The sequence below is a fragment of the Bifidobacterium avesanii genome (assembly GCF_009299475.1).
GTDB classification, from domain to species: Bacteria; Actinomycetota; Actinomycetes; order Actinomycetales; family Bifidobacteriaceae; genus Bifidobacterium; species Bifidobacterium avesanii.
In genome coordinates this window covers 1-24,153 of record NZ_WBSN01000006.1, presented here as the reverse complement: position 1 = coordinate 24,153, position 24,153 = coordinate 1, and the positions used below count along the sequence as shown (strand labels likewise).

Sequence of the window (24,153 nt, the reverse complement as noted above, 5' to 3'; positions counted from 1 at the left end):
GGGCAGATCCGCAGGCCGCGATGGTCAGCTGCGACGATCAGTTGCGGTGGGACAGGCGCTCCAGCCCCCACTTGGTGACCATGAGCATAGCCTCGGCCACGATGCGCGAGCTCATCTTGGAATTGCCGCGCACACGCTCCACGAACACGATCGGCACCTCGCGGATCACGCCGCCGGCCGCCGCCACGCGACGGGTCATGTCCACCTGGAACACGTAGCCGTTGGCCTGCACGCGCTCAAGTCCCAGACGGGCGAGCATGGAGGCGCGGTAGATGCGGAATCCGGCGGTCATGTCGTGCACCGGCAGGCCGAGCATGGTCCGCGCGTACCACGAGCCGCCGCGCGAGATCGCGTCGCGCACCCACGGCCAGTTGACCGTCGCGCCGCCGGGCACGCGCCGGGAGCCGATCACCAGATCCACGTCCGGGTTCATCACGGCCACGTCGAGCATGCGGCGGAAGTCCTCGGGCCGGTGCGAGCCGTCCATGTCCATTTCGCAGATCATGTCGTAGCCGCGCTCGAGCGCCCACTGGAAGCCGGCCAGATACGCCGGGCCGAGGCCGTTCTTGCCCTCGCGGTGCATCACGTGCAGCCGGGGCTCCCCCTGCGCCATGAACTGCGCGAGGCGTCCGGTGCCGTCCGGCGAATTGTCGTCCACCACCAGCACCTCCGCCTGCGGGGCGTTGGCGAAGATCCCCGAGAGCGTGGGCTTGAGGTTCTCCACCTCGTTGTAGGTGGGCATGACGATGAGCGTGCGGACGGCGGTGTTGGTCGCGGACATGGTTCCCCTTTCTGGCGTCTACTCTAGCGTCAGTCCACGTCCACGCCGACGGCCTCGGACACGGAGTCGAACCCGTCGCGGCGCAGCAGTTCGGCGAGGCCGCGCTTCAACACGGTGATCTGCTGGGGGCCGCGGTACATGAGCGCGCTGATGAACATGACGAGGCTCGCGCCGGAGCGGATCTTCGCATACGCCTGACGCGGGGTGAACACGCCGCCGATGCCCGCGATGGCGAAGCGGTCGCCGAACTCGCGGTACGTCTTCGCGATGATGTCGTTGCTCGCGCGGTACGTGGGGCCGCCGGAGAGGCCGCCCTCCCATTCGCGCGGAATTTCGAGTCCGGTGCGGTCCTTCTGCAGGTTCGCGATCGACAGGCCGTCCACCTTGTGCTCGGCCAGCACGGCGACGAGGTCGCGGAATTCGGGCCACGGCTTGTTGAGTGGCATCTTGACGAGCACCGGCTGGGGATGCTCGATCGCGTCCAGTGCGGTGAACAGGCGGTCGAGGTTCTCCGGGCTGGAGGTGAACGGCTCGCCCACGTGCGTGTTCGGGCAGGAGACGTTGACCTCGATCATGGCGGTGCGGCCGGCGGCCCGGCGCATGGAGGTGCAGTAGTCCTCGATGCCCTCGTCGAGGTCGCCGCAGTACTGGTCGTTGGTGCGCGCGATCGAGACGGACACCTGCATGCCCCTCGCCCTGCGCCACGCGGCCTCGGCGCGCGGGATCACCTGCTCGGAGCCGTCGTTGGCGAGGCCCACGTGCACCATCATCGAATCGTATTCGGGCAGGCGGTGGAACCACGGCTTCGGGTTGCCGGGGCACGGGCGCGCGGTGGTGGAGCCGACTGTCTCGAAGCCGAAGCCGGCGTTGTCGAGCAGGACCGGCATGTCGCAGTTCTTGTCGAGCCCGGCGGACAAGCCGAACGGGTTGGCGAACTTGACGCCCATGACCTCGGTTTCGAGGATCGGGTCGGTGTAGTTGAGCATCTCGCGCTCGAGCCACATGAGCGGCGGGATGTTGCGCGTGACGCGGCAGAACTGGATCATCTGGTCGTGCGCCACGTCGGGCGTGTGGTTGAACACGAAGTACGGCTTGATGACGTGCTTGTATCCGAAGGTGAAGAGGTCGGTGGTGGCTTTGTTCACGGCGTCGTGCCAGAAGTTCTCGGAAACGTAGCTCATGCGTCCCATTGTGTCACCGCGCGCGGCGAAGCGCCAGCACCGGCCTCCCGTCCGACGCATGCCGCCGCCCGACTGCCGCCCGCCGACCGACGGCCGCCGGTTCTACGCCCGGCGGCTCGGCGAATCAGTTCGGCGAATCAGTTCGGCGAATCGGCTCAGTACGCGCCGCGGATGTACTGCGGCTGGTAGGGCGCCTCGGACGGCTTCAGTCCCAGCTTGTCGGCGGCGCGCAGCGGCCAGTACGGGTCGCGCAGCGCGGCTCGTCCGATCTGCACGGCGTCGGCCTCGCCCCGGCGCACGATCCGGTCGGCCTGCTTCGGCTTGGTGATGAGTCCCACCGCGGTGGTGGGCACCAGGGCCTTGACGCGCACCTGCTCGGAGAACGGCACCTGATAGTTCGGCTTCACCGGGATGGCCACGCCCGGCAGGATCCCGCCCGTGGACACGTCCACCAGATCCACGCCGTGTTCCTTGAGCACGCGCGCGGTGGCGATGGTCTGGTTCAGATCCCAGCCGCCGGCGGCCCAGTCGGTGGCGGAGATGCGCACGAACACGGGCACGGCCGGGGCGACCGCGCCGCGCACGGCGTCCACCACCTCGACGAGCATGCGCATGCGGTTCTCGAGGCTGCCGCCGTATTCGTCGGTGCGCACGTTGGTGAGCGGGTCGAGGAACTCGCTGAGCAGGTAGCCGTGGGCCGCGTGGATCTCGATCACGTCGAACCCGGCGTTCACGGCGCGCACGGCGGCGGCGCGGAAGGCGTCCACGATGCCGTGGATCTCGTCCACCGTGAGCTCGCGCGGCGCGGCGAGGTTGTCGAACGCGATGGGGCTGGGCGCCACGGTCTGCCAGCCGCCGTCGTCCTGCGGCACGCTGCCGCCCTCATAGCCCGCGGAGAAGCAGCCGGTCGAGCCCTTGCGCCCGGCGTGGTTGAGCTGGATGGCCGCGACCGCGCCGGCCTCCTTGACGCCGTCGACGATCCACTGGAACGCGGCGATCTGGTCGTCGTCCCACAGGCCCAGATCGCACGGGGAGATGCGTCCCTCCGGCGCCACAGCGGTGGCCTCGAAGCACACCAAGCCGAAGCCGCCCATCGCGCGGGAGACGTAGTGCTGGTAGTGGAACGGCGTGGGCTTGCCGGCGCGGGCCACGGCCGAATAGGTGTCCATCGGGGGCAGCCAGACGCGGTTGCGCGCGGTCACGCCGCGCAGGCTGATCGGGCTGAACAGCGCCGGTGATTCGGCTTTGACGGCCTTCTTGGCACTCTTGAACAGCCTCTTGGACTTGGGCTTGCCGGCGGGCCTCCCCGCGGAGTCGGCATCATCGGCGTCATCCGCGTCATCCGCATCGTCCGCATCCACGTCGTCCAATGCCGAATCCGCGGCTTCCGGATCGGCGGCCACCTCTGCGGCTTCATTCTCCACGGCCGTCTCGTCGTCCACTTCGTCGTCCTCGCGGTCGTAGGCCGACGTCTTGTCCGCCACGGTGAACCCGCGCATGTCGAAACCGGCCAGATCGGCCTCGTCGTAATCGGATTGCATCATCGCTTCTCGCCCCTCTCGAAATCACCGGCCGCCCGAGCTGGCGGCCACCCTTGCCATTGTAGGCAGGAGACGACGCGACCCCCACACCCATTTGTGGATGGGTCGTGAGGGTCGCCGTTGCGCGCTGCCGGTCAAACGCTACTGCTGTTGCTGTTCGTTGGTCGCCGCGCTCGACTCGGCCTGGCTCGGGTCGACCGTGACCGTGGCGTCCGCGGACGGAGCCGCCGAATCGGTGGCGGACGCGGAGGGCGAAGCGGACGCCGTGGCCCCGTCGGTCGCGCCGCCGGACGTTCCGGACGTCGCGCCCGACGACGAGGACGAGCTGGCGCCGCCCATGTACTTCGCGGACGGGTTGCCGTAGTCGTTGTTGATCGGTATCTGCGCCGAGTCCAGATAGGTGTTCATGAAGTTCACCCACGCCGGGGTGGCGAGCATGTAGCCGAACCACGTGTCGTGGAAGACGCCGTTGATGGTGCGGTTGGTGAAGCCGTCCGTGGTCTTGTACGTGCCGGCCTTCTTGTCGTATTCCTTGTGGTAGCCCTGCGCGTTGCCGGCGATCGCGAACGCGGCGACCTCCGGGGTGAAGCCGGCGGTGACGAGGTACTCGTTCTCGTTCGTACCGGTCTTGGCGAAGGTCTTGCGGCCGTTGGCGAGCTGCGCGGTGTGCGCGGCGCCGGACGGGGTGACCACGCCCTGGTTCATGGCGTAGGCCACGGTCTGCGCGATCTCCGGGTCGATGGCCTGATGGCAGTTGGCGCTCGGCACGGGGATGTCCTTGCCGGTGCTGTCGATCACCTTGGTGATGGCGATCGGGGTGCACTGCACGCCGTTGGCGGCGATGGTGGCGTACACGTTGGCCATGGTCAGCGGGGACGCGGACACGCCGGTGCCGATCACCATGGGCGGGTTGTACAGCACCTTCTGCTCGAGCAGAGACTTGTCCTTGTCCGCGATGGTGGCGCTGTGGTAGCCCATGTCGGCGGCCGCGTTGAGGATCGGGGTCAGTCCGATCACCTTGAGCATGGCCACCTGCGTGGTGTTGTGCGAGTTGACGAGGCCCTGCAGCGGCGACTCCGCGGTGCCGCGCGCGCCCGAGTTGGAGATGTTCCACGTCACGTTGGCGTGGTAGTCGGGCACCTCGTTGCGCTCGTTGAGCGTGTTGCCGGCCGGCAGCACCTCGGTGATCGAATGGCCTTCGCGCATCCACGCCACCAAGTTGATGGGCTTCCACGTGGAGCCGACCGAGAAGCCGGTGCCGCCGCCGTCGATCTGGTCCACGGCGAAGTTCACGGCCGTGCGGCGGAAGTCGTCCTTGGCGGCGTCGGTGGCGTCGTACGTGCGGTTGATGCCGAAGCCGAGCACTTCGCCGGTGCCCGGGCGGATCGCGGCGATCATCATCTCGAACTGGCTCGGATCGTCCACCGGGATGGCCTGGCGCGCCGCGTTCATGGCCGCGTTGTTCGCGTTGACGTCCATGGTGGTGTGGATCTCGAGGCCGCCGGAGTTGAGCAGCTTCTGGCGGTCCTCCTTGGTGGCGCCGAACTCCGGGGAGTTCTCGATCTGCTTGACCACGTACGAGCAGAAGAACGCGGCGTCGCCGGCGGTCATGCAGCCCTGGTCCACGGACGTGATGTGCAGGGTGTCCTTGATCGGGGTCTTGACCGCGTCGTCGTGCTCCTGCTGCGTGATGTAGCCCTCCTGCAGCATGAGGTCGAGCACGATGTTGCGCTGGCGCTCCGTCTCCGGCTGGTTCGCCTCGATCGACGGGTCGTACTTGGAGGGGTTCTGCGTGATCGGCGTGATGGTGGCCGCCTCCACGATGTTGAGGTCCTTGGCGCTCTTGTTGAAGTAGCGGCGGGCGGCGGACTCCACGCCGTACAGGTTGCGCGTGCCGAACTGCGCGATGTTGAGGTAGCCCTGCAGGATCTCCGCCTTGGAGTATTCCTTCTCGAGCTGCACGGCGATGAGCATCTCGCGCAGCTTGCGGGCGATGGTGTCCTCGGTGGCGTGGTAGGCGGCGATCGGGTCGTCGTCCGATTCGGCCTGCGCGAGCAGCATGTTCTTGACGTACTGCTGGCTCAGGGAGGAGCCGCCCTGGGTGCTGCCGCCCTTGACGTAGGTCTGCACGAACGCGCGCAGCACGCCCTGCACGTCCACGCCGGAATGCTGGAAGAATCGGCGGTCCTCGCTGGCCACCATGGCCTTCTGCATGATGTCCGAGACTTCGCTCAGCGGCACCACGATGCGGTTCTGGGTGTAGAACGAGGCCATCTTGCTGCCGTCCGCCGCGTACAGCGTGGACGCCTGGGGCAGCTTGGTGATGGAGAAATCGATGCCCTCCGCCTTCAGGGACGGGGTGACGGTCTTGATCACGGAATTCGCGCCGAACACCGCCGGCAGCAGGAATCCGGTCGCCACCACGCCGCCGGCCCCGCAGAACATGATGTAGGCCAGCAGCAGCGTGAAGACGCGCTTGACGGAGTTGGATTTCTTTTCAGGCATGGTGCCCATTCTAAAGGGGTGGGTCTACCGGCGGGCAAGCGCGGACGGCAAACGATTACAGTAGCTCCACTAGCTGGAAATCCGCCGAAAAACGGCTGAATGGGTGGGTTGTGGTCTCTCCTGCAGCTTGCCGCCGCCCGCCACGATTCACCGCGGTTTGCCGCAGCGTGCCGCTGTTTGCCGGATCCCGCCGTGCCTCAGCGCCCGGTTGCCTCACCGCTTCGAGCGGCGGATGAGCATGCCCGGCTGGAAGATGATGATCGAGCGTCCCTTGCGCGCGATCCAGCCGCGGTTGTCGAAGTCCATGAGCGCCTTGTTCACCGTCTCGCGCGAGGCGCCGACCAGCTGGGCGAGTTCCTCCTGCGTGAGGTCGTGCGGCACCATGAGGCCCGCCTCCATCGGCTCGCCGAAGCGCTGGGCCAGATCGAGGAGCGTCTTGGCCAGTCGCGCGGGCACGTCCATGAACACCAGATCGGAGATGCGCTCGTTGTTGGCGCGCATGCGGCCGGCGAGGACCTGCAGCATGTCCACGGCCACGCGCGGATGCTCGTCCAGCCACGCGAACAGGTCGTCGTGTTCGAGCGAGACGACCGTGGTGCCGTTGGTCATGGCCACCGCATTGGCCGTGCGCGGGCCGCCGTGGGGGTCGAACACCGGGATTTCGCCGAGGATTTCGCCGTGGCCGTGGATGCTGAGCAGCTGCACGCGGTGGTCGTCCGACTGGCGGGTGAGCTTGACGCGGCCGTTCTCCAGCACGTACATGCGATGGTCCACGTCGCCCTCGCGGAAAATATAGCCGCCCTTGTTGAGCGTCCAGCGCTTGAGGTGCGGGATCAGCTGTTCGGCCTCCTCGGGCGACACCTGCTTGAACAGCGCGGTGTGCAGCAGCATGTTGTCGCCGCTCGCGATTCCGTCCGACGCATGGTTCGCCGCCTGACCCGACCTGCTGACGCTCATCCCCACCTCCGTGCAATCCGATGGCTTCCTCGGCCCGATGTACGGGTAGACATTGTATCGCCGCGCGCCGACGCTCCCGCCGCCGATCCGGGCGGGACGTTCCTTCGCGCGTCACGTCTCTCCGCCGCGCGACCGCTCATTGTCACACGGCCGGTCTTTGTCGTGCGGACGCCGTCGCGTTCACGGTCACGGAATGAGCGCGGTCCATTCGGGTGTGGCGAACCGGATGCGCGCCAGATCGGCGGCGCGGTCGAGCACGTCCCGCCCGATCACGTCGTCCGCACGCTCCGGTCCGGCATACCGCGCACGATACGGACCTTCCGGATCCGTGAGGGTGGCGATCATGCGGTCAAGCACCTCGGCGCGCGTGAGCCCGGTCTGCGAGCGCAGCGGATCGACGCGCTTGGCCGCCGACTTGACTGCCTTGTCGGACATCTTCTCTTTGGAGACGTTGAGCACGCGCAGCATTTTGGCGGCATCCATGTCGTACGAGAGCATGGTGTGGTGCAGCACTGCGCCGGGTCCGCCGCCGTGCCCGGTTCCGTCCGCCGGAGCGGGGAACCTGCGCTGCGCGGCGCCGCCGATCTTGCCCAGCGGCGAGGCGATGTCGTTGATGGGCTGGTAGCGCGCCTCGATGCCAAGCGGCCGCAGCGCGTCGAGCACCCACTGGTCGCAGCGGCGGTAGGAGTCCCCGATGCTCAGTCCGGTCACCCAGTCCAGCGGGGCGATCAGCGAATACGTGATGACCGACTCCGGCTCGGCGAACATCGCGCCGCCGCCGGTGATGCGCCGCACCACGGTCACATGCTCCGCGCGCGCCTGATCGAGGTTCACCTCGTTGCCGACCGACTGGAAGCGCCCGATCACCACGGCCGCGCGGTCCCACTGCCACAGTCGGATCAGCGGCCCCATCCGCCCGGCGGCCATCGCCTCCGCGCACGCCTGGTCGAGCGCCAGCTGCATGGCCGGCTCGCGGGGCGTATCCCGCAGCACGGTGAGATTGGGGAAGAGGGCGGCGGCGGACTCGGTGTCAGAGTTCTTCCCCGCGGCCCTCGCAGTCCCGGACGACATTGATTTCACCGACGCGGACGCTTTCCCCGGGAGGCCTTCCCGTCGCGCCGCATCCGACGTGACGGCGGACTCCCCTGCGCCCGCGGTTGCATGCGTCGCGTCCGATGTTCCCCTATTCGGATTGACGGCGTCCCCCTGATGCACCATGCCCAGGTGGGACGACGTCGGAGCGGCGATCATCCGATCATCATCTCGCCGAGCGCCCTTACGAGCCCGTTCACGGGCGGCGTCATGGCCATCGGCTGCGTCCCGGGTCGCAACAACCGTCGTCGCACCACCCAGTGCCCGCATGGCAGCCGTCGCAATCGTCGCCGCGGTGGCGCCGACCAACGTCGCCTCCGGATGCGCGTCGATCACCGCATCCAACCGTGCGGTCAGCGAATCGCACGCCGTCGTTTGTTCCAGGGTCGGCACGGCTGCGGACCGATTCCTCTGACGGGCGTCATGCCGGTCATGCGTTACGGGCAAGCCGCGGTCTTGACCATGTCCCCGGACGACGGACTCCTTTATATACGAGTCCGCGCACTCGCCCGCACCGGCGATCATTGCGTCACCGATCGTCGCCTCCAACGCGTTCAGCAAATTCCGCGCGGCATCGGCGTCGCCCTCCACGAAGAAGTCGCCGTCGATGCGGGCCGACCAGTGCGCGGCGGTCCCGTTCGCGTTCCCATTTGGCCTTTCGCCCGAGCCCCCGTCCTTGTTCCCGTCCCTGCATAGGCTGACCGCCACCAACTTGCCGCCCGGCATCTTGCATTCGCCGCGGCGCCACATGCCGTCCATCGCCATACTTGCGTCCCGCCTTCCATCCGATTGGTTTCGACCGTTCGTCATGCAACTGTTCGTCATACATCCGCCGTGCCGAATGCCATATCACCCGACTGGGCGTCCGGCGACCATCTATCCGTCGCGCCGCCGGCCATATCATCACCATACCCCGTCGGTCATGTCATCCGCCGTGCCTACTCATCGGATTATCAGCCACGCGTTGCCGCCCGTGCCGTTGTCCGCATCATCGCCATGCCGCCGATCACACCATCGGCCGCGTTGCCGACAATACCGTTCCGTCGACCGCGCCATTGCCGTTCCACCGATCGGACCGTCAGTCATGCCATCGCATCGTGCCCTTCCCCATGCCGTCCGCCATTCACCGGCCCATTCCATCCCGCTGCCCGTCACTTTTGTAAAACCGTTACAAAACAGGCGCCGAAACCGGCCCTAACCTGTCGTTGTTGTAACGGATTTACAAAAGTGACACCGAACATGGTCCCTCGGCATCCATTTTGTAACGATTTTACAAAAGGGACGCTGAACGTGCCTCTACGATGCACTTTTTGTAACGGATTTACAGAAACGACGCTGAACGGCACTCCTCGGCGTCCGGTCTGTAACGAATTTACAAAACCGGCACCTAGGCTGATCCCTCGATATCTGTTTTGTAACGGATTTACAAAAAGTGACGGCATTCGGCTTTCACGGTGCCGTTCCCATCGACTCCCCAGTGCCGTTACCGGTGTCATCTCCGTATACGCGCATACGAAACCGACCTCAGGCGGCGGGCTTCACGGTCCATTCCGTATACGTGTATACGAAAATGGACGATTTCGACGGCCTTCACTGCACTTTTCGTATACGTGCATACGCGGAAGACCGTGGACGGCCGCTTTCACTAACGTTTTCGTATACACGTATACGGAATATGCGGGGAGATGGCGGGAAACACGCGACACCACGGCACAGCAGACCCGCGAATCTATGACAACCCCACGCATGCCAAACGGGCGCCAGACATACCAGCCGCAAAGGTTGATATGCCCGACGCCCGTCAACGCACAAGCCACACAAGCCACATAGACCGCATAAACCGGCTCAACCGAAGCAGGTCAGACAAACCCGCACAGGCCAATATGAGGGCCGCACAAGCCGCACAAGCCGGCGCTGTCAACCGCAACGGATCGGCGGCACCGGCCCGCCGGCCCAGAGATCCCGATCAGATGCGCGCGAGGATGTCCTTGCCCACCTGCTCGGTGGTGCGGGTGGTGGAGCCCAGCTCCTCGATGTCCGCCTCGACGGCGGCGTCGATCTTCGCGGCGGCCTCGTCGAAGCCGAGGTGGCGCAGCAGCATGGCGGCGGACAGGATCGCGGCGGTCGGGTTCGCGATGCCCTTGCCGGCGATGTCCGGAGCGGAACCGTGGATCGGCTCGAACATGGACGGGTACTCGTTCGACGCGTTGATGCAGCCGGACGCGGAGTAGCCCACGCCGCCCACCACGGCGCCGGCCTCGTCGGTGAGGATGTCGCCGAAGAGGTTGTCGGTGAGGATCACGTCGAAGCGCGACGGGTCGGAGACGAGGTAGATGGTGGCCGCGTCGATGTGCGAGTAGTCGTGCGTGACCTCGGGGTATTCCTCGCCCACGCGGTCGACGATGCGCTGCCACATGTCGCCGGCGTTGACGAGCACGTTCTTCTTGTGCACGAGCGTGATGTGCTTGCGGCGCTTCATGGCGAGCTGGAAGGCGTAGCGGACCACGCGCTCCACGCCGTACGCGGTGTTGATGGACACCTCCGTGGCCACTTCGGCCGGGGTGTCGCGGCGGACCGCGCCGCCGGCGCCGCAGTACAGGCCCTCGGTGCCCTCGCGCACCACCACGAAGTCGATGTTCCCCGGGTTGGCGAGCGGGGAGGTGACGCCCTTGTACAGCTTGGACGGACGCAGGTTGACGTACTGGTCGAGGTCGAAGCGGAGCTTCAGGAGCAGGCCGCGCTCGAGGATGCCGGCCTTGATGCGCGGGTCGCCCACGGCGCCGAGCAGGATGGCGTCGGCCTGCTTGATGCGGTCCTCCTCGTCCTGGGGCAGGATCGCGCCGTCGCGCAGGTAGCGTTCGGCGCCCAGATCGAACTGCTCGTAGGTGAACGAAGCCTCGCCTTCGGCGGCCTTCTCCAGGGCGGCCTGAGCCCACGGCGTGACTTCCTTGCCAATGCCGTCGCCGGGAATAACTGCAATGTGATATGTCTTGCTCATAGCACGGCAGACTACTCGCGAGGCCACGGGGTGAGCGGAAGCCGCTCAGCAGGTGGACACGGAGCCGGCATCCGCCCGAGCTGACGCCCGCCGAGGGACGCCGGAACCAACGGCACCGACGGAACAAACGGAACAAAACCGCCGGAACCAACCGAACTGCCAAATCCAACGGCAGTGCACCGCCGGCAAGCCGACGCCGCTACTCGGTGATGCCCATCGCGCCCAGGCACCACGCGTTCTCGTAGGAGACCTCCTCCCACTGCTTGTAGCGCCCGGTCGTGCCGCCGTGACCCGCCTCCACCTCGATCTTGACGACCACGTCCGCGCCGACCTCCGGCTCCTGCAGGCGCGCCGCCCACTTGAGCGGCTCCACGTACAGCACGCGTGTGTCGTTCATCGACGTGGTGATGAAGATCTTCGGAAAGTGGTCGGTGCCGAACCGCTCGAGGCGCTCGGCCGCCGTGGGCACGTTCTCGTACGGCGTGTACGACTTCATGTAGTCGTACACGGCGGCGTCGTGCAGCGGGTCGCCCCACTCGTCCCACTCGGTGACGGTCAGCGGCAGGTCCGGGTCGAGGATCGAGGTGAGCGCGTCCACGAACGGCACGTCCGCCTCGATGCCCGCGTACAGGTTCGGCGCCATATTGGCCACCGCGCCCATGAGCAGGCCGCCCGCGGAGCCGCCGTTCGCCACGGTGCGCGTCGGATCGGCCCAGCCGCCCTCCTGCAGCGCGCGCGTCACGTCCACGAAGTCCTCGAAGCTGTGCTTCTTGTTGAGCCGCCGCCCCTGCTCGTACCACGCGCGGCCCATCTCGCCGCCGCCGCGGATGTGCGCCACCGCGTACAGCACGCCGCGGTCCATGAGGCTCAGCCTCGGCACGGAGAAGCCCGGGTCCATGCTCACCTCGTACGCGCCATAGCCGGTGATGAACATGGGCGCGGGACTGCCCTCGATCTGCGGATGGCAGACGGACGGGCGCCACACCAGCGAGACGGGGATCTGCTCGCCGTCGCGCGCGGTGACCCACAGCCGGTGCTCCACGTAGTTCTTCGGGTCGAAATCGCCCAGCACGGTGGCGCGCTTGAGCAGCGCGTCCTCGCCGGTGGCCGGGTCGTATTCGTGCAGTTCGCCGGGCATGGTGTAGCTGCCGAACGAGTAGCGCAGCCTCGGCGCCTCGTACGACGGGTTGCCGCCGGAACCGATCGAGTACAGGCGCTCGGCATACGGCTGTTTGAGCGCTGCGGCGGGCTTCGGGCGGATCTCCTCGAATCGCCACGGCCGGCCGGCCTTCCAGTCCTCCACGGCGTCGTTCTTGGTCATGACCGCCAGATGCGGCAGGCCCTCGGCGCGGTAGGACAGCAGCACGAAGTGCCGGTGGATGGCGATGCCCTCGATGCCGAGCCCGCGCGCGCCGTCGAGGATCGACGGGTTGCCGGGGGCGTGGCAGGGACGGCCGACCGGCATGGCGGAATACTGGCCGCCGCGCTCGCACCCATAGGGCGAGCCGGCCGCGACCACCGTGCCCTCGTCGAGGTCGTACGGCGGCTCGTGGCGGCGCATGTCGATCACGTTGATCTGGAAGTTTGGGTTGGACACGTTGTGGTACACGACGGCCACGGGCACGTCCCCGCCGTCCTCGCCGGCGCCCTCGAAGCAGGCGAAGCTCACGTCGTATTCGATGCCCTCGCGGCGGGGGATGAACGCGCGGAACCCGCCGGTCGGATCGGCCACGGGCAGGGTGAGCACCTCGGTGGTGGTCTTGGAGCCGGTGCCGATGACGATGTTGCGCTCGTCGAAGCTCAGGCCCACGCCCACCCAGAAGCGCTCGTCGTCCTCGCGCCACGCCTCCTCGTCCTCGCTGGCGGGCGTGCCGACGCGGTGGCGCCACACGGCGTACGGCCGCCACGCCTCGTCCACCTTCACGTAGAACGCCCATTTGCCGTCCGGCGTGAGGCACCCGCCCGCGGACACCTGCTCGATGACCTCCGGCAGGTCCTCGCCGGTGGAAAGGTCGCGGATCTTGAGGTCGTACCGCTCGTCGCCGGTCACGTCCACGCCGTAGAGCATCCAGCGGCCGTCGTGGCTCAGGTCGATGCCGCCGCAGCGGAAGAAGTCGTGCCCCTCGGCCTCCCTGTTGCCGTCGAACACGATCTGCTCGCCGGGCATGGATCCAGGTTCGGCGGCCGCGTCCACGGTCGGCGGCGTCCAGTCGTCGGGGTCGGCCACGGGGATGCGGCACTGCACGGCGTACTGCTTGCCCTCCTGCGTGCGTGTGAAGTACCAGTAGCCGTTGAGCCGGGTGGGCACGGACATGTCGGTTTCCTGCACGCGGGACTTGAGCTCGTCGAACAGGCGTGAGCGCAGGCCGGCGAGCGGCTTCATGCGCGCGTCCGTGTACGCGTTCTGCCCGCTCACGAACGTCTGGGTGCGCGGGTCGTCCTTGGCCCGCAGCCACTCGTAGGGGTCCTCGAAGACGTCGTTGTGGAACGATCGGGTGTGCGGCTCGCGCGCCGCGACCGGGTATTCGATGGCTTCATCACTCATAGTGCGTCCATGCTACACCGACCCCGCCGCGGCGAACCCGCGCGTTGCGCCCGTCCTCACACGTTGTGGCGCAGGTACGGCAGCATGGTCTTCATGAGGTTCGAGCCGGTGGTGCCGGTGAACACGGGCACGTCGGTCACGGGGATGGGCTGCGTGGTGGTCATGCCGGCGATCTGCATGGCCGGCACCACGGACGCCTCCTTGGGCGTGAGCTGACGGATGCCGATGCAGATCACGCGCCCGGGGTACCGCTTGGCGATCGTGGCGTACGTGGTCGGGTCCTTCTGGCCGTCGTCGCCGATGAGGATGAAGCGCATGCGCGGGAAGTCGGCCATGAGCTGCTCGGCGAACTCGAGCTTGTGCTGCACGCCGGAGGGGATGAACGTCTTGGGGCGCGGATCGAGGTCGCGCAGCAGCAGCGGCCCCTCGGGGTATCCCTGATAGCGGATGAAGTGGCGGATCGAGGTCTCCACGTTCCACGGCGAGGTGGACAGGTAGAAGAACGGCGCGTCCGGGAACAGGTCCGCGATCTTGGAGTACAGCACGTTCATGCCGGGCACCACGGCGCGCTTGCGCGGGTTGAGGAAGAGCAGGTTGTACGCGGCCTTCCACAGCGTGGGCGCCTGCGTGACCATGATCGTGTCGTCCACGTCGGAGATGATGCCCACCTGCGCCTCGGACGGGATGGTGAACAGCGGCGCGGTCACGTCCGGCCGGCGCTCCACGCTGTACGAGACTTGATGGATGCCGGGAGTCATGTGGTGCTCGGCCACGAGGTCGAGGTAGCCGGCGTCGTCGGAGATGGCGAAGCTGCTGGGCTGGTCGCGCGAGGGGTCGATCGGGTCGTACGCCTCGGACGTGCCGATCTGCACAGTCTCCAACGGGCGGCGGTCCACGGTGATGCGCACGTGCGTGTGCGGCGCGGGCACGGTGAGCATGCCTCGGATGCCGCGCATGAGCACGCCGGCCTCGCGCCTCTCCGGCGCGCGCACGGTACGGCAGATCAGACGCGAGTAGGCCTCGGTGCCGTAGCCCACGTACGGCTCGACGCGCGGATACCAGCCGAGCTGCTTGGTGAACAGGGTGGACAGCGCCGACCAGACGCCGAACCCGTGCGTCACCACGCGGCGGGTGGCGCGGACCACGATCGGCTTGTTTTCGATGCGCTCGCGCCACGAGGCGGCGTCCACGATGGTGGTGGTCCGCCTCGCGCGGATGGGTTTCTGCTTCGCTTCCCGGTTCGACATCCTGTGCCCCCTTGCGGGTCTCGTCCGATGCTGATTCCGTGTACTTGGTACTTGCCTTACTTGCTGATCATGGCGGCGTAGGCGTCCGCGTCGAGCAGCTCGGGCTCGTCGTCGTCCAGTTCGATCTTGACGATCCAGCCTTCGCCGTACGGATCGTTGTTCACCACGCTCGGATCGTCCGCCGCGCCCTGGTTGACGTAGCGGATGACGCCGGCCACCGGGCTGATCAGCGGCTCGACGGCCTTGGAGGATTCGAGCTCGAGGATCTCGTCGCCGGCCTCCACGCGGGTGCCAACCTCGGGCATGTCGATGAACACGAGGTCGCCGAGCTGGCTCACCGCGTATTCGGTCACACCGATGATCGCGGGCTCGACGGACTGGTCCACCCACACATGCTCCTCGGAGTACTCGAGGTGCTCGGGGATGTCCAGATTCTGGGGCTTGTCTTCTTCAACGCTCATACCGACACCATAACACGGCGTTTCGAGCGCGGACGAAGCGGGCCCCGGCCCTCGGCAATCCTCAGCTCGCGCGCACGGCTGCGGTGGGCGTAGTGCCGACCACCTGCACCATCGCGCCGACGGGCAGGAAGTCGTAGACCCACTTGGCGTCGGCCACGTTCATGTTGACGCAGCCGTGAGAGCGCGGCTCGCCCTTGGCGATGCCGTCCGGGTTCCACGGGGCGCCGTGCAGAGCCTCGCCCTGGTTGTAGAAGATGGCCCACGGCACGTTCGGCGTCACGTAGTCGGCGCCGCGCATGGTCTTGGACTCGTACTTGATGTACACGAAGAACGTGCCGTTGTCGGACGGGGTGGAGAGCTTGCCGGTGGAGGTGAGGAACGTGTTGACGAGCGTGGAGCCCTTGTACGCGTAGACCTTCTGCTCGCTCAGGTTCACCACCACGTGCGGGTCGCCGTTGGGGCTGTCGTAGTCCACCGCACGCGATTCGGTCTCGAACTTGGTGGTTTCCGTCTTCACGGTGGAGGTGGCGGATTCGCCGGAGTGCAGGGCGGCGGTCACGGCGGTCACCGCATCGTCCACGCCGGTCACGGTCACGCCGTCCACACCCTCGCGCAGCGTGGTCATCACCGCGCCGGCCTTGTTGGTGACCACGGAGGCCTTGACCATGTCCTGCTTGAGCTCGTTCGGCAGCGTGGCCTCGAGGTAGCTCTTCACGGCGGCATCATCGTACTTGAGCGTCACGGTGCCCTGCTCGGGGTCCGTGTCGAAGCCGATCCACTTGGCGATCTCCGCGGCGGGCACGGTGAAGGACTTCTTGGAGCCGTTGTTCACCACGAGCTTGGATGCGAGGCGGGCGTTGGCTTGGTCGGCGGCCTGCTGCGCGGTGCCGACGCTCACCGGCATGGCCACGGACTCGTAGGTGACGGATGCGTTGACGACGGTGCCGGGGCGCTCGGCCACGGCGGCGACGGCCTGTTCGACCGGCTGGGCGATCGGCGACTGGCCGTCCCTGCCGGCGGTGACGGCGAAGTTGGAGGAGGCGTCCGCATAGGCCACGGTGGAGGCGACCGCGCGGTCGTCCTCGTGCACGAAGCGCTCGGTGAGCGCGTTGGCGAGCGCGAGCTTGTCGGTGCTGAGGCTCAGCGGCACGTCGCTCGAGGCCCACGGGTTGATGCGCGCGATCTCGGCGCCCAGCGTGCCGCCGGACTTGGCGTTGAGCAGGTTCATGACGGTGCCGTCCACGTCCGCGGTGACGCCGAGGTCCTTCAGGGACACGGTGGCGGTCTTGCCGTCGGAGGCGGTGATGGCGATCTTGGATTCGTCGGCCTTGGCGGCGACCACGTTGCGCGCCTCGTCGGCGGTCATGCCCGCAAGACTCGTGCCGCCGAAGCTCACGCCGGGGGCCACGCGGTCCGCGAAGTACGCGCGGGCGCCGAAGAACCCGCCGACCAAGGCCACGAGCAGCGCGGCGAACACGCACAGCGTGACGATCAGGCCCACGTGGCGCCTGCGCGCGCCGGAGACGGCCGCGGCGCCGGCGGCGTGGCCGGCAATGCCCTCGGGCGGGATGGATTCGGGCGCGGACGGGGCGAACAGCGCCTCGAACGCCGGCTGCTCGGCGTGGCGCGCGTGCGCGTGGGACTGCGCCGCGCCGCCCGGTACCGGCAGCGGCGGCAGGTAGGCCGTGCGCTCCGGGTCGAAGAGGGCATCATTCGTATCGTTGGCCATGGCCATCCGTTCCTCTCGTGTCCTATGTCTCTTGTCTCTCTGCATGTCCCATGCAGCTACGTCTCTGTTGCGGCCCACTATATACCGCCAAAACGACGCGGAAGGCCGCGATTGCCGCCTCTTGCCGGCGCTCTTGCCCACGGCGAACGGCACGCGCGCGCTGTGAGCGGTCACAACGTGACGGGGATCACACCGCATGTTCACGGCATATGCACAATCTCCCGCGGCACGGTCCCGAGCGAAGCCCGCGCCGCGCATGTTTCGCGCTCACGGCTTACGGTTCACAGCTCACAGCTCACAGCTCGCGGCTCACAGCTCGCGGCCGAGCCACTCCTCGATCATGTACCGCGCGATGGTGGCCCTGCCCGGCGCCTCGAGACGTCCGGCGATGAGCGCGTGCGTGTACTCGTCGCGGGTCATCCACGCGGCGTCGGTGACCTCCTTGCCGTCCACGCGGATCTCGTCGGTCTCGGCCTGACCCTTGAACGCCATCATGAGCGACGAGGGGAACGGCCACGGCTGCGAGCCGAGGTAGCGCAGCTCCCCCACGCGCACGCCGGTCTCCTCGCGGGCCTCGCGGCGGGCGGCGTGCTCGAGGTTCTCGCCGGCCTCCACGAACCCGGCGGACACCGAGTACAGCAGCTCGTTGCGCCACGCCGCGTTGTGCTGGACCATGAGGCGGTCCTTGCGGTCCACGATCGCGGTGATCACGGCCGGCTCGATGCGCGGGAACAGGATGCGCCCGCGGTCGTCCGGAGACGTGCAGCGCTGCGCCCATCCGCCGAGGGCCGGGGCCACGGGCGCGCCGCAGCACGGGCAGAAGCGCTGGGAGTTGTGCCACATGCTCAGGCTCGCGGCGCTCGTGGCCAGTCCCGCCTCGCGTGCGGAGGCGTGGGGCGCGAAGCCGCGCAGATCCACCCAGTCGAAGCGCTGGGCCGCCTGATCGATGATCGACGTCGCGGAACCGGCGGGCGCCTGGCCCGCGCCGACGGACTCAAAGGCGTCGTCCGCCCCCACGCCGGCCGCGTCGGGCACGGGCGGGACGGCCACGGGCTTGGCGGCGCGGGTGATGTCCACGGCCACCATGTGCTCGGCGTCCGTACGGGGCCCGTACGCGCCGAGGAAGATCGGCACTGCACCGGGATGCGTGGCCAGTTCGTCGGCCATGTAGGCGCCGGGCAGCAGGGCGAGCCGCATCTTGGCAGCCTCGTAGTCCACCACGGCGGCCTGCCCGCGCGGCACGGCGAGCTTGCCGGCGTTCACCAGCAGCACGCGCGTGGTCGGTTCGGCGAGCACCTCGTCGATGAGCCCCTCCTGCCCGCGGCGGTCGACCTGATAGTCGATGTCGCCCTGCGCGAGCGGCAGGAACGGCAGCACGCCGGTCAGCGACAGCGGGGAAAAGCCCTGTATGCCCATTCCCTGCGATGTTCCCTGCGACCCCGGCATCAGCGGCCGCCCTCCTTCATCGCCTCGATGGTGTTCACGCGCGCGATGAGCGCCACCAGCGGGCGGGCCAGCTCGTCCGGATGCTCCATGGCGGAGAAGTGGCCGCAGTCGTCGATCACGGTGAACGCCGCGCTGGTGCCGGTCATGGCCTCGGCGATCGGGCGCATCACGGCGGGCGGGCTGGACGGATCCTTGTCGCCGCACACCACGGCGGCGGGGGCCGTGACGAGCGGCAGCTGGTCGTTGAGGTCCGGGCGGCCGGCGGCCATGCGCTCGCGCCACGCCACGCCCTTCGGGTCCTGCGCCTCGATGAGGCCGGTCATGCGCGCGATGAACTCGTGGGAGCGCTTGACCGTCGAGTCGCGCATCGGATTCGCGGCGGCGAAGTGCATCACCGGCTCGCGCGTGCCGGTCGCCTCCATCTCGTCCGCGATCCTGAGGCGGCTGGCGTGCGCCTCGGGGCCGTCGGCGTCCGCCTTGGTGTCGCACAGGGCGAGGCCCGCCACCGCGTCGGGGTGCAGGCGCTGCACGTCCAGCACCAGATAGCCGCCCATGGACAGCCCCACCCAGATCGCGCGGTCGTATCCCGCCGCGCGCAGCATGTCCACGTATGCGTCGGCCATGCGGTCGAGCGCACGGGGGTACGAGCCGTCGTCGGCCGCGCCGCCGCTCTCCTCGACGCTCGGGATCGGGCCGCTGCCGGCGCCAGGCATGTCGGGCGCCCAGATCGTGGGCCGCGCCAGCCCCTCCTCCTCCGCCTGCCGCACGATCTCGGCCGCGCACTCGTCCCACATGTGGTGGTCGACGGGAAACGCGTGCACCAGCACGACCGGCACGCCGGTCCCCCGGCTGAGCACATGGTTCAACATTCGCATTGCGCTAACAGTCCTTTCGCAAGTCTTCCGCGTGGGTCTTCAGTCTTCCGGGCCTTTCGGCCCTGGCGTCCCGCGTCACACGCCGGCCCACGCCAGCGCCAGGCGCACCAGACGCCCGTGCCCGTTCGGCATCTGCGCCACGAACCGGTCCAGATCCTCGCTGCGCGGGTCCACCCACTCCACGTCCAGCGTCTCGTCCTGCGGCTTGCAGTCGCCGGCGATCGGCACCACGTAGCACAGGGCGATCGCGTGCTGGCGGGGGTCGTAGAACTCGCTCACGCCGGGCGTCGGGAAGAATTCCGCCACCGTGAAGGGCTGCAGGCCGCTCGGCAGCACCGGCAGGGCGATGTCGCCCAGATCCTTGGCGATGTTGCGGGCGATCGCCTCGCGCAGGGACTCGTGGAAGAGCACGCGGCCCGTGATGAGCGTGCGCTCGATGGCGCCGTCGTCCCCCACGCGCAGCAGCGAGCCGACGCGGTTCACGCGGCCCAGATCGTCCGTGCGCACGGGCACGATCTCCACGTACGCGATGGGCAGCTGGCGACGGGCGCGGTCGATGTCCGCGGGGCCCAGCCACCCGGGCGGATTGTGGTGGCCGCTGCCACGCACGAAATCCTCGGGGGTGATGTTGTCGAATTCGCCGCGCGGACGGTTCGCATCGAAGTCGTCCGGACCCGGCACTTCATCATTCATGACTGGCATGCCCCCATTATCCGGCGTGCGTATGACCAATCCGTGACGCCCACGGCGAACGCGCCCGAACGCGCCGTGCCGCTTATCCACTGGTGCTGGAATGCTGGAGGGCAGGAACAACCGCAGCACTTCAGCCGCAGCACTTTTAGAGACAAGGAACGATTATGGCCACGCGTGCAGTTACCTCCGCCGAATTCGAGCAGCTCGTCAACGACAACGATCTGGTGCTCTTCGACTTCTGGGCCACTTGGTGCGGCCCGTGCAAGGCGTTCGGCCCGGTGTTCGAGGCCGCGAGCGAGGCGAACCCGGACATCGTGTTCGCCAAGGTGGACATCGACCAGAACCAGGATCTGGCCGCCGCGGCCGGCATCTCCGCCGTGCCCACGCTCATGATCGCCAAGAAGGGCCAGATCGTCTTCAAGCAGGCCGGCGCGCTGCGCGCCTCCGATCTGGACGACCTCATCGCCCAGGCCAAGAAGCTCGACGTCACCGCCCAGCAGGCCTGATCCGTCCCTTTCACCGTTTTTCACGATTTTTCGTGCATTTCGCGCCGAAGAACCCCGAACCGCACTCATGCCAAGGGTTCTTCGGCGTTGTCATGGGTGCCGGGAACCGCTTTCACCACGCCAATATCTAGTGGCCCGCGCCCTCCCGATTACCAGATTTAGCCAAAGTGGGCTAATGTGGAGGACGTGTGTGCGTGCAAGGCACCCGTTTGTGCCGCACGCCGCCGTGCATTATTGGTCGAATTAAGGAGTTTGATGGGTCGCCATCAGAAATCGCATACGGCAGCGCTCAAGCTGATCACCAAACGTCAATGGGCGCGTTGCGTGGCCGGGCTTGCGGCGGTTGCCACCGTGGTGTGCATCGGCGTCGCGTCGCGTGACTTCTACGCGCATTCCACCGCCGTCGCCACGGACGATTCCACCGAGGTGACGTCCTATTCGGCCACCAACATGCAGGGCATCGAAGTCTCCCGTGACACCGTGCGCAAGGCCATCAGCGAAGGGGCCGGCGGCGCGAGCGCGAACACGTCCTACGTCACGGTGGACATCAACGGCGACTCCCGCGTGGTGCTGGGCGACAACCTCACCGACGTGCGTTCCGTGCTCGAGGCCGGCAACATCACGCTCGACCCGTCCGACGTCGTCTCCCCCGGCCTTGACGAGCCGGTCGACGAGTCCACCACGATCACCATCACGCGCGCCAACGCGACGATCGAGACCTCCGACGAGGAAATCCCGTTCAACACCGTCGAGAAGGAGGACGACTCCCTGCCCGCCGGCACCACCAAGGTGGAGACCGAGGGACAGAACGGCGTGGTCGAGTCCACGAACCTCGTCACCCGCAACGGCGACACGGTCATCTCCTCGAACACCATCTCCAAGTACGTCAAGACCGCCCCGGTGGACAAGGTGATCCTCAAGGGCACCAAGAAGGCGGCCGCGAAGTCCTCCGGCTCCTCGTCCGCCTCCGCCTCGATCGGCACCACCACCCCGGTGGGCGCCATGCAGCAGTGGGCGCACGACTACCTGCTTTCCAACGGCTACAGCGAGGCCGACTTCACCGCCACCGTGTTCATCATCAACCACGAGTCCGGCTGGCAGGTCAACTCCTCCAACCCGTCCTCCGGCGCGTACGGCCTGCCGCAAGCTCTGCCCGGCAGCAAGATGGCCTCCGCCGGCGCCGACTGGCGCACCAACTACCAGACGCAGCTCAAGTGGTTCTTCAGCTACTGCAACAGCCGCTACGGCAGCATTCAGGGCGCTTACTCGTTCTGGGTGTCCCACAAGTGGTACTGATCCTCAGCGCTTTGACCTGATGCGAAAGAGCCCTCCCGCGAATTCCGGTTCGCGGGAGGGCTCTTTTTCGTGATGCATTCGATGGCGCCGGAATCCAACGCCAATGAGCCAATAAGCCAAGCGGCGGTCAAGCCCAAGTTCAAAACCACGCTCGAGCCCGATCGCACGCCGCGATTGATGCGGCTTCCAGACGCACAAAACGCGTCGGGCACGTTTTGTGCACGCAACATTGCCGCTTGCCAACGGCCATGCCGATTTCTGACCTAATCACGCGTGAAGAACCGCCCCTGAACCGCGAGAAAACCGCGGAATTGCAACGGCCGGCAGTGCGCTGTAACGCTTTGTACCGGGAACATTAGGTCAGAAATCGAAGGCTCTTTTCATAAGCACCCGCGCGGGTATGAAAAAGCCCCGTTCCGGGCGGAACGGGGCGGGAAACAACATAGGCGCCGAGCCGACTACGTCGTGTCTCAGCGCCTATATCTATAGCAGGACTGCGGCACGCCTTACAGCACGGCGAGCAGGATGAAGTTGAGGATGAACAGCACCGAGACGATCCAGATGATCGGGTGCACGTCCTTGGCTTCCTTCTTGCAGATCTTCACGATGCAGTACGTGATGAAGCCGCCGGCGATGCCGTAGCTGATGGAGTAGGAGAACGCCATGAACACGGACGCGAAGAACGCCGGGATGGCGGCGGAGATGTCGCTCCAGTCGATCTCCTTGAGGGAGGAGGCCATCATGCAGCCAACGATCACCAGCACGCCTGCGGTCGCGGCGGACGGCACGGCGGAGACGATCGGGGACAGGAAGGCGGACAGCGCGAAGCAGATCGCCACGACCACGGAGGTCAGGCCGGTGCGGCCGCCCGCGGCGATGCCCGCGGAGGACTCCACGTAGGTGGTGGTGTTCGAGGTGCCGCAAATGGCGCCGATCGAGGTGGCGATGGAGTCGGCGAACAGGGCCTTGTCCAGCTTGGAGGAGAAGCCGCTGCCGGTCTCCATGTGCTTCATGTCCTCGTCGGAGAAGATGCCGGTGCGGCGGCCGGTGCCGATGAAGGTGCCGAGCGTGTCGAACGTGTCGGACATGGAGAACGCGAAGATGGTGACGAGCACCAGCGGGATCTTGGCCGGGTCGGAGAACAGCGCCGGGAAGCCGTCGGCCGTGAAGATCACGCCGAAGGTCTGAGGCAGCTGGGCGAAGGTGTCGGAGATGGACACGGAGTTGGCCATGGTGGTCTGGCCCATGGGGATGCCGATGAGCGCGGTGATCACGATGGTCAGCAGCATGCCGCCCTTGACCTTGAGCACGGTGAACACGACGGCGAGCAGCAGGCCGATGAGGAACAGCCAGAGGGTGGGGTTGTTCAGCGTGGCGAGGCCGGGCGTGGCGCCGACGGCCTTCTCGGTGGTCGCCTCGTCGGGCGTGAACTTGACGAGGTCCACGTTGAGCATGCCCACGTAGGCCACGAAGATGCCGATGCCGCCGCCGATGGCGTTCTGCAGCATGGGCGGAATGGCCTCGATGATCATCTTGCGGATCTTGGTGACCGTGATGACGATGTTGATCAGGCCGCACAGGAACACCATGCACAGCGTCTGCTGCCAGGAGAAGCCGAGGCCGAAGCAGACGGTGTAGGTGAAGAAGGCGTTGAGGCCCATGCCGGCCGCCTGCGCGTACGGCACGTTGGCGAACAGGCCCATGACGAGCGTGCCGATGATGGCCGCGATGATGGTGGCGAGGAAGACGCCGCCCCACGGCATGCCGGTCTGGCTCAGAATCAGGGGGTTGACGACGATGATGTAGCTCATCGCGAAGAAGGTCGTCAGACCCGCGGTGATCTCAGTGGAGACGGTGGTGCCGCTCTCCTTGAGCTTGAAGAATTTCTCCATAACTCGCTCTCCTTGCATTTCTCTCTTCCCGCCGCGGAATGCGACGGCAAGCGGAGCGGCCACGGCGCGGGCGAATGCGAAAGATCAAAAGTCAAACGACTGCCGGACCGTCGCTCCGAACAGCACGAGCCTAACACCGGGATGAGTCAGCGGTGTGACGCGCATAATGAAAAAGCCCCGCCGAAGCGGGGCGGGAGACGTGATCGGAGGAAACGGGGCTGCGCGCTGTGTTGCTGGTTCGCCTGCCGGCTCACCCTCGCCTACAAACAACCCGTTATATGGGCTCTTCGCATTTTGGTGTGTAAGGGCCGTGCGGTTTGATTCGGTGTGTGATTGAAAAAGTGAAGGAAACCGCGCGGCTTGGTATTGAGTCTAGCGCGTTCGATGGTCGGGTCCTGCTTGGCTTGG

General features: G+C 67.0%; 17 protein-coding genes. 2 read left to right on the top strand and 15 right to left on the bottom strand.

The genetic code is table 11. The annotated features are described in order from the left end of the window. Positions 1-37: 37 nt before the first annotated feature. The 14 genes from DSM100685_RS04665 to DSM100685_RS04600 all read right to left on the bottom strand — a co-directional run bounded on the left by DSM100685_RS04665 (position 38) and on the right by DSM100685_RS04600 (position 20,060). Positions 38-781 (bottom strand): polyprenol monophosphomannose synthase, encoded by a 744-nt coding sequence (locus DSM100685_RS04665; RefSeq protein ID WP_239512653.1) that lies wholly within the window; start codon positions 779-781, stop codon positions 38-40. A gap of 29 nt (positions 782-810) precedes the next feature. After that, positions 811-1,962: a quinone-dependent dihydroorotate dehydrogenase gene (locus tag DSM100685_RS04660; protein ID WP_152350197.1), complete on the bottom strand. Its 1,152-nt coding sequence runs from the start codon at positions 1,960-1,962 to the stop codon at positions 811-813. 155 nt (positions 1,963-2,117) lie between these two features. Beyond that, the gene (locus tag DSM100685_RS04655) at positions 2,118-3,506 is read right to left on the bottom strand and encodes an NADH:flavin oxidoreductase/NADH oxidase (protein ID WP_239512654.1); all 1,389 of its coding nucleotides are present in this window, start codon (positions 3,504-3,506) and stop codon (positions 2,118-2,120) included. Positions 3,507-3,644: 138 nt separating this feature from the next. After that, complete coding sequence (locus DSM100685_RS04650) at positions 3,645-6,017, bottom strand: transglycosylase domain-containing protein (RefSeq protein ID WP_152350196.1); 2,373 nt, start codon at positions 6,015-6,017, stop codon at positions 3,645-3,647. A 204-nt stretch (positions 6,018-6,221) separates the two neighbouring features. Then, complete coding sequence (locus DSM100685_RS04645) at positions 6,222-6,899, bottom strand: Crp/Fnr family transcriptional regulator (RefSeq protein ID WP_239512658.1); 678 nt, start codon at positions 6,897-6,899, stop codon at positions 6,222-6,224. A 252-nt stretch (positions 6,900-7,151) separates the two neighbouring features. Further along, complete coding sequence (locus tag DSM100685_RS04640; protein ID WP_239512655.1) at positions 7,152-8,822, bottom strand: lipoate--protein ligase family protein; 1,671 nt, start codon at positions 8,820-8,822, stop codon at positions 7,152-7,154. 1,201 nt (positions 8,823-10,023) lie between these two features. Then, the gene (locus DSM100685_RS04635; RefSeq protein WP_152350194.1) at positions 10,024-11,055 is read right to left on the bottom strand and encodes a 3-isopropylmalate dehydrogenase; all 1,032 of its coding nucleotides are present in this window, start codon (positions 11,053-11,055) and stop codon (positions 10,024-10,026) included. A 199-nt stretch (positions 11,056-11,254) separates the two neighbouring features. Further along, entirely contained in the window at positions 11,255-13,600 is a 2,346-nt protein-coding gene (locus DSM100685_RS04630) for a S9 family peptidase (RefSeq protein ID WP_152350193.1), read from the bottom strand. Positions 13,601-13,656: 56 nt separating this feature from the next. Further along, positions 13,657-14,847: an App1 family protein gene (locus DSM100685_RS04625; protein ID WP_152350192.1), complete on the bottom strand. Its 1,191-nt coding sequence runs from the start codon at positions 14,845-14,847 to the stop codon at positions 13,657-13,659. A gap of 56 nt (positions 14,848-14,903) precedes the next feature. Continuing rightward, positions 14,904-15,308, bottom strand: coding sequence for a glycine cleavage system protein GcvH (gene gcvH, locus DSM100685_RS04620; RefSeq protein WP_152350191.1), 405 nt, complete (start codon positions 15,306-15,308; stop codon positions 14,904-14,906). A 61-nt stretch (positions 15,309-15,369) separates the two neighbouring features. Then, positions 15,370-17,037 carry a L,D-transpeptidase gene (locus DSM100685_RS04615; RefSeq protein WP_152350190.1) on the bottom strand — a complete coding sequence of 556 codons (1,668 nt, stop codon included), beginning with the start codon at positions 17,035-17,037 and terminating at the stop codon, positions 15,370-15,372. Between the two features lie 309 nt (positions 17,038-17,346). Continuing rightward, positions 17,347-18,483, bottom strand: a complete 1,137-nt coding sequence (nudC, locus tag DSM100685_RS04610; protein WP_239512656.1) for an NAD(+) diphosphatase — start codon at positions 18,481-18,483, stop codon at positions 17,347-17,349. Beyond that, the gene (locus DSM100685_RS04605; protein ID WP_152350189.1) at positions 18,483-19,358 is read right to left on the bottom strand and encodes an alpha/beta fold hydrolase; all 876 of its coding nucleotides are present in this window, start codon (positions 19,356-19,358) and stop codon (positions 18,483-18,485) included. The genes nudC and DSM100685_RS04605 overlap by 1 nt, the downstream gene beginning before the upstream one ends. A gap of 75 nt (positions 19,359-19,433) precedes the next feature. Further along, complete coding sequence (locus tag DSM100685_RS04600) at positions 19,434-20,060, bottom strand: NUDIX hydrolase family protein (RefSeq protein WP_152350188.1); 627 nt, start codon at positions 20,058-20,060, stop codon at positions 19,434-19,436. A 155-nt stretch (positions 20,061-20,215) separates the two neighbouring features. Here DSM100685_RS04600 and trxA point away from each other — a divergent pair, with 155 nt between their 5' ends. Together trxA and DSM100685_RS04590 are read left to right on the top strand one after the other, a co-directional pair. Continuing rightward, positions 20,216-20,557, top strand: a complete 342-nt coding sequence (gene trxA / locus DSM100685_RS04595) for a thioredoxin (RefSeq protein ID WP_152350187.1) — start codon at positions 20,216-20,218, stop codon at positions 20,555-20,557. Positions 20,558-20,812: 255 nt separating this feature from the next. Next, positions 20,813-21,853, top strand: coding sequence for an aggregation-promoting factor C-terminal-like domain-containing protein (locus DSM100685_RS04590; protein ID WP_152350186.1), 1,041 nt, complete (start codon positions 20,813-20,815; stop codon positions 21,851-21,853). Between the two features lie 506 nt (positions 21,854-22,359). Here DSM100685_RS04590 and DSM100685_RS04585 read toward each other — a convergent pair. Then, complete coding sequence (locus DSM100685_RS04585) at positions 22,360-23,745, bottom strand: NCS2 family permease (protein WP_152350185.1); 1,386 nt, start codon at positions 23,743-23,745, stop codon at positions 22,360-22,362. Between the last annotated feature and the right edge of the window lie 408 nt (positions 23,746-24,153).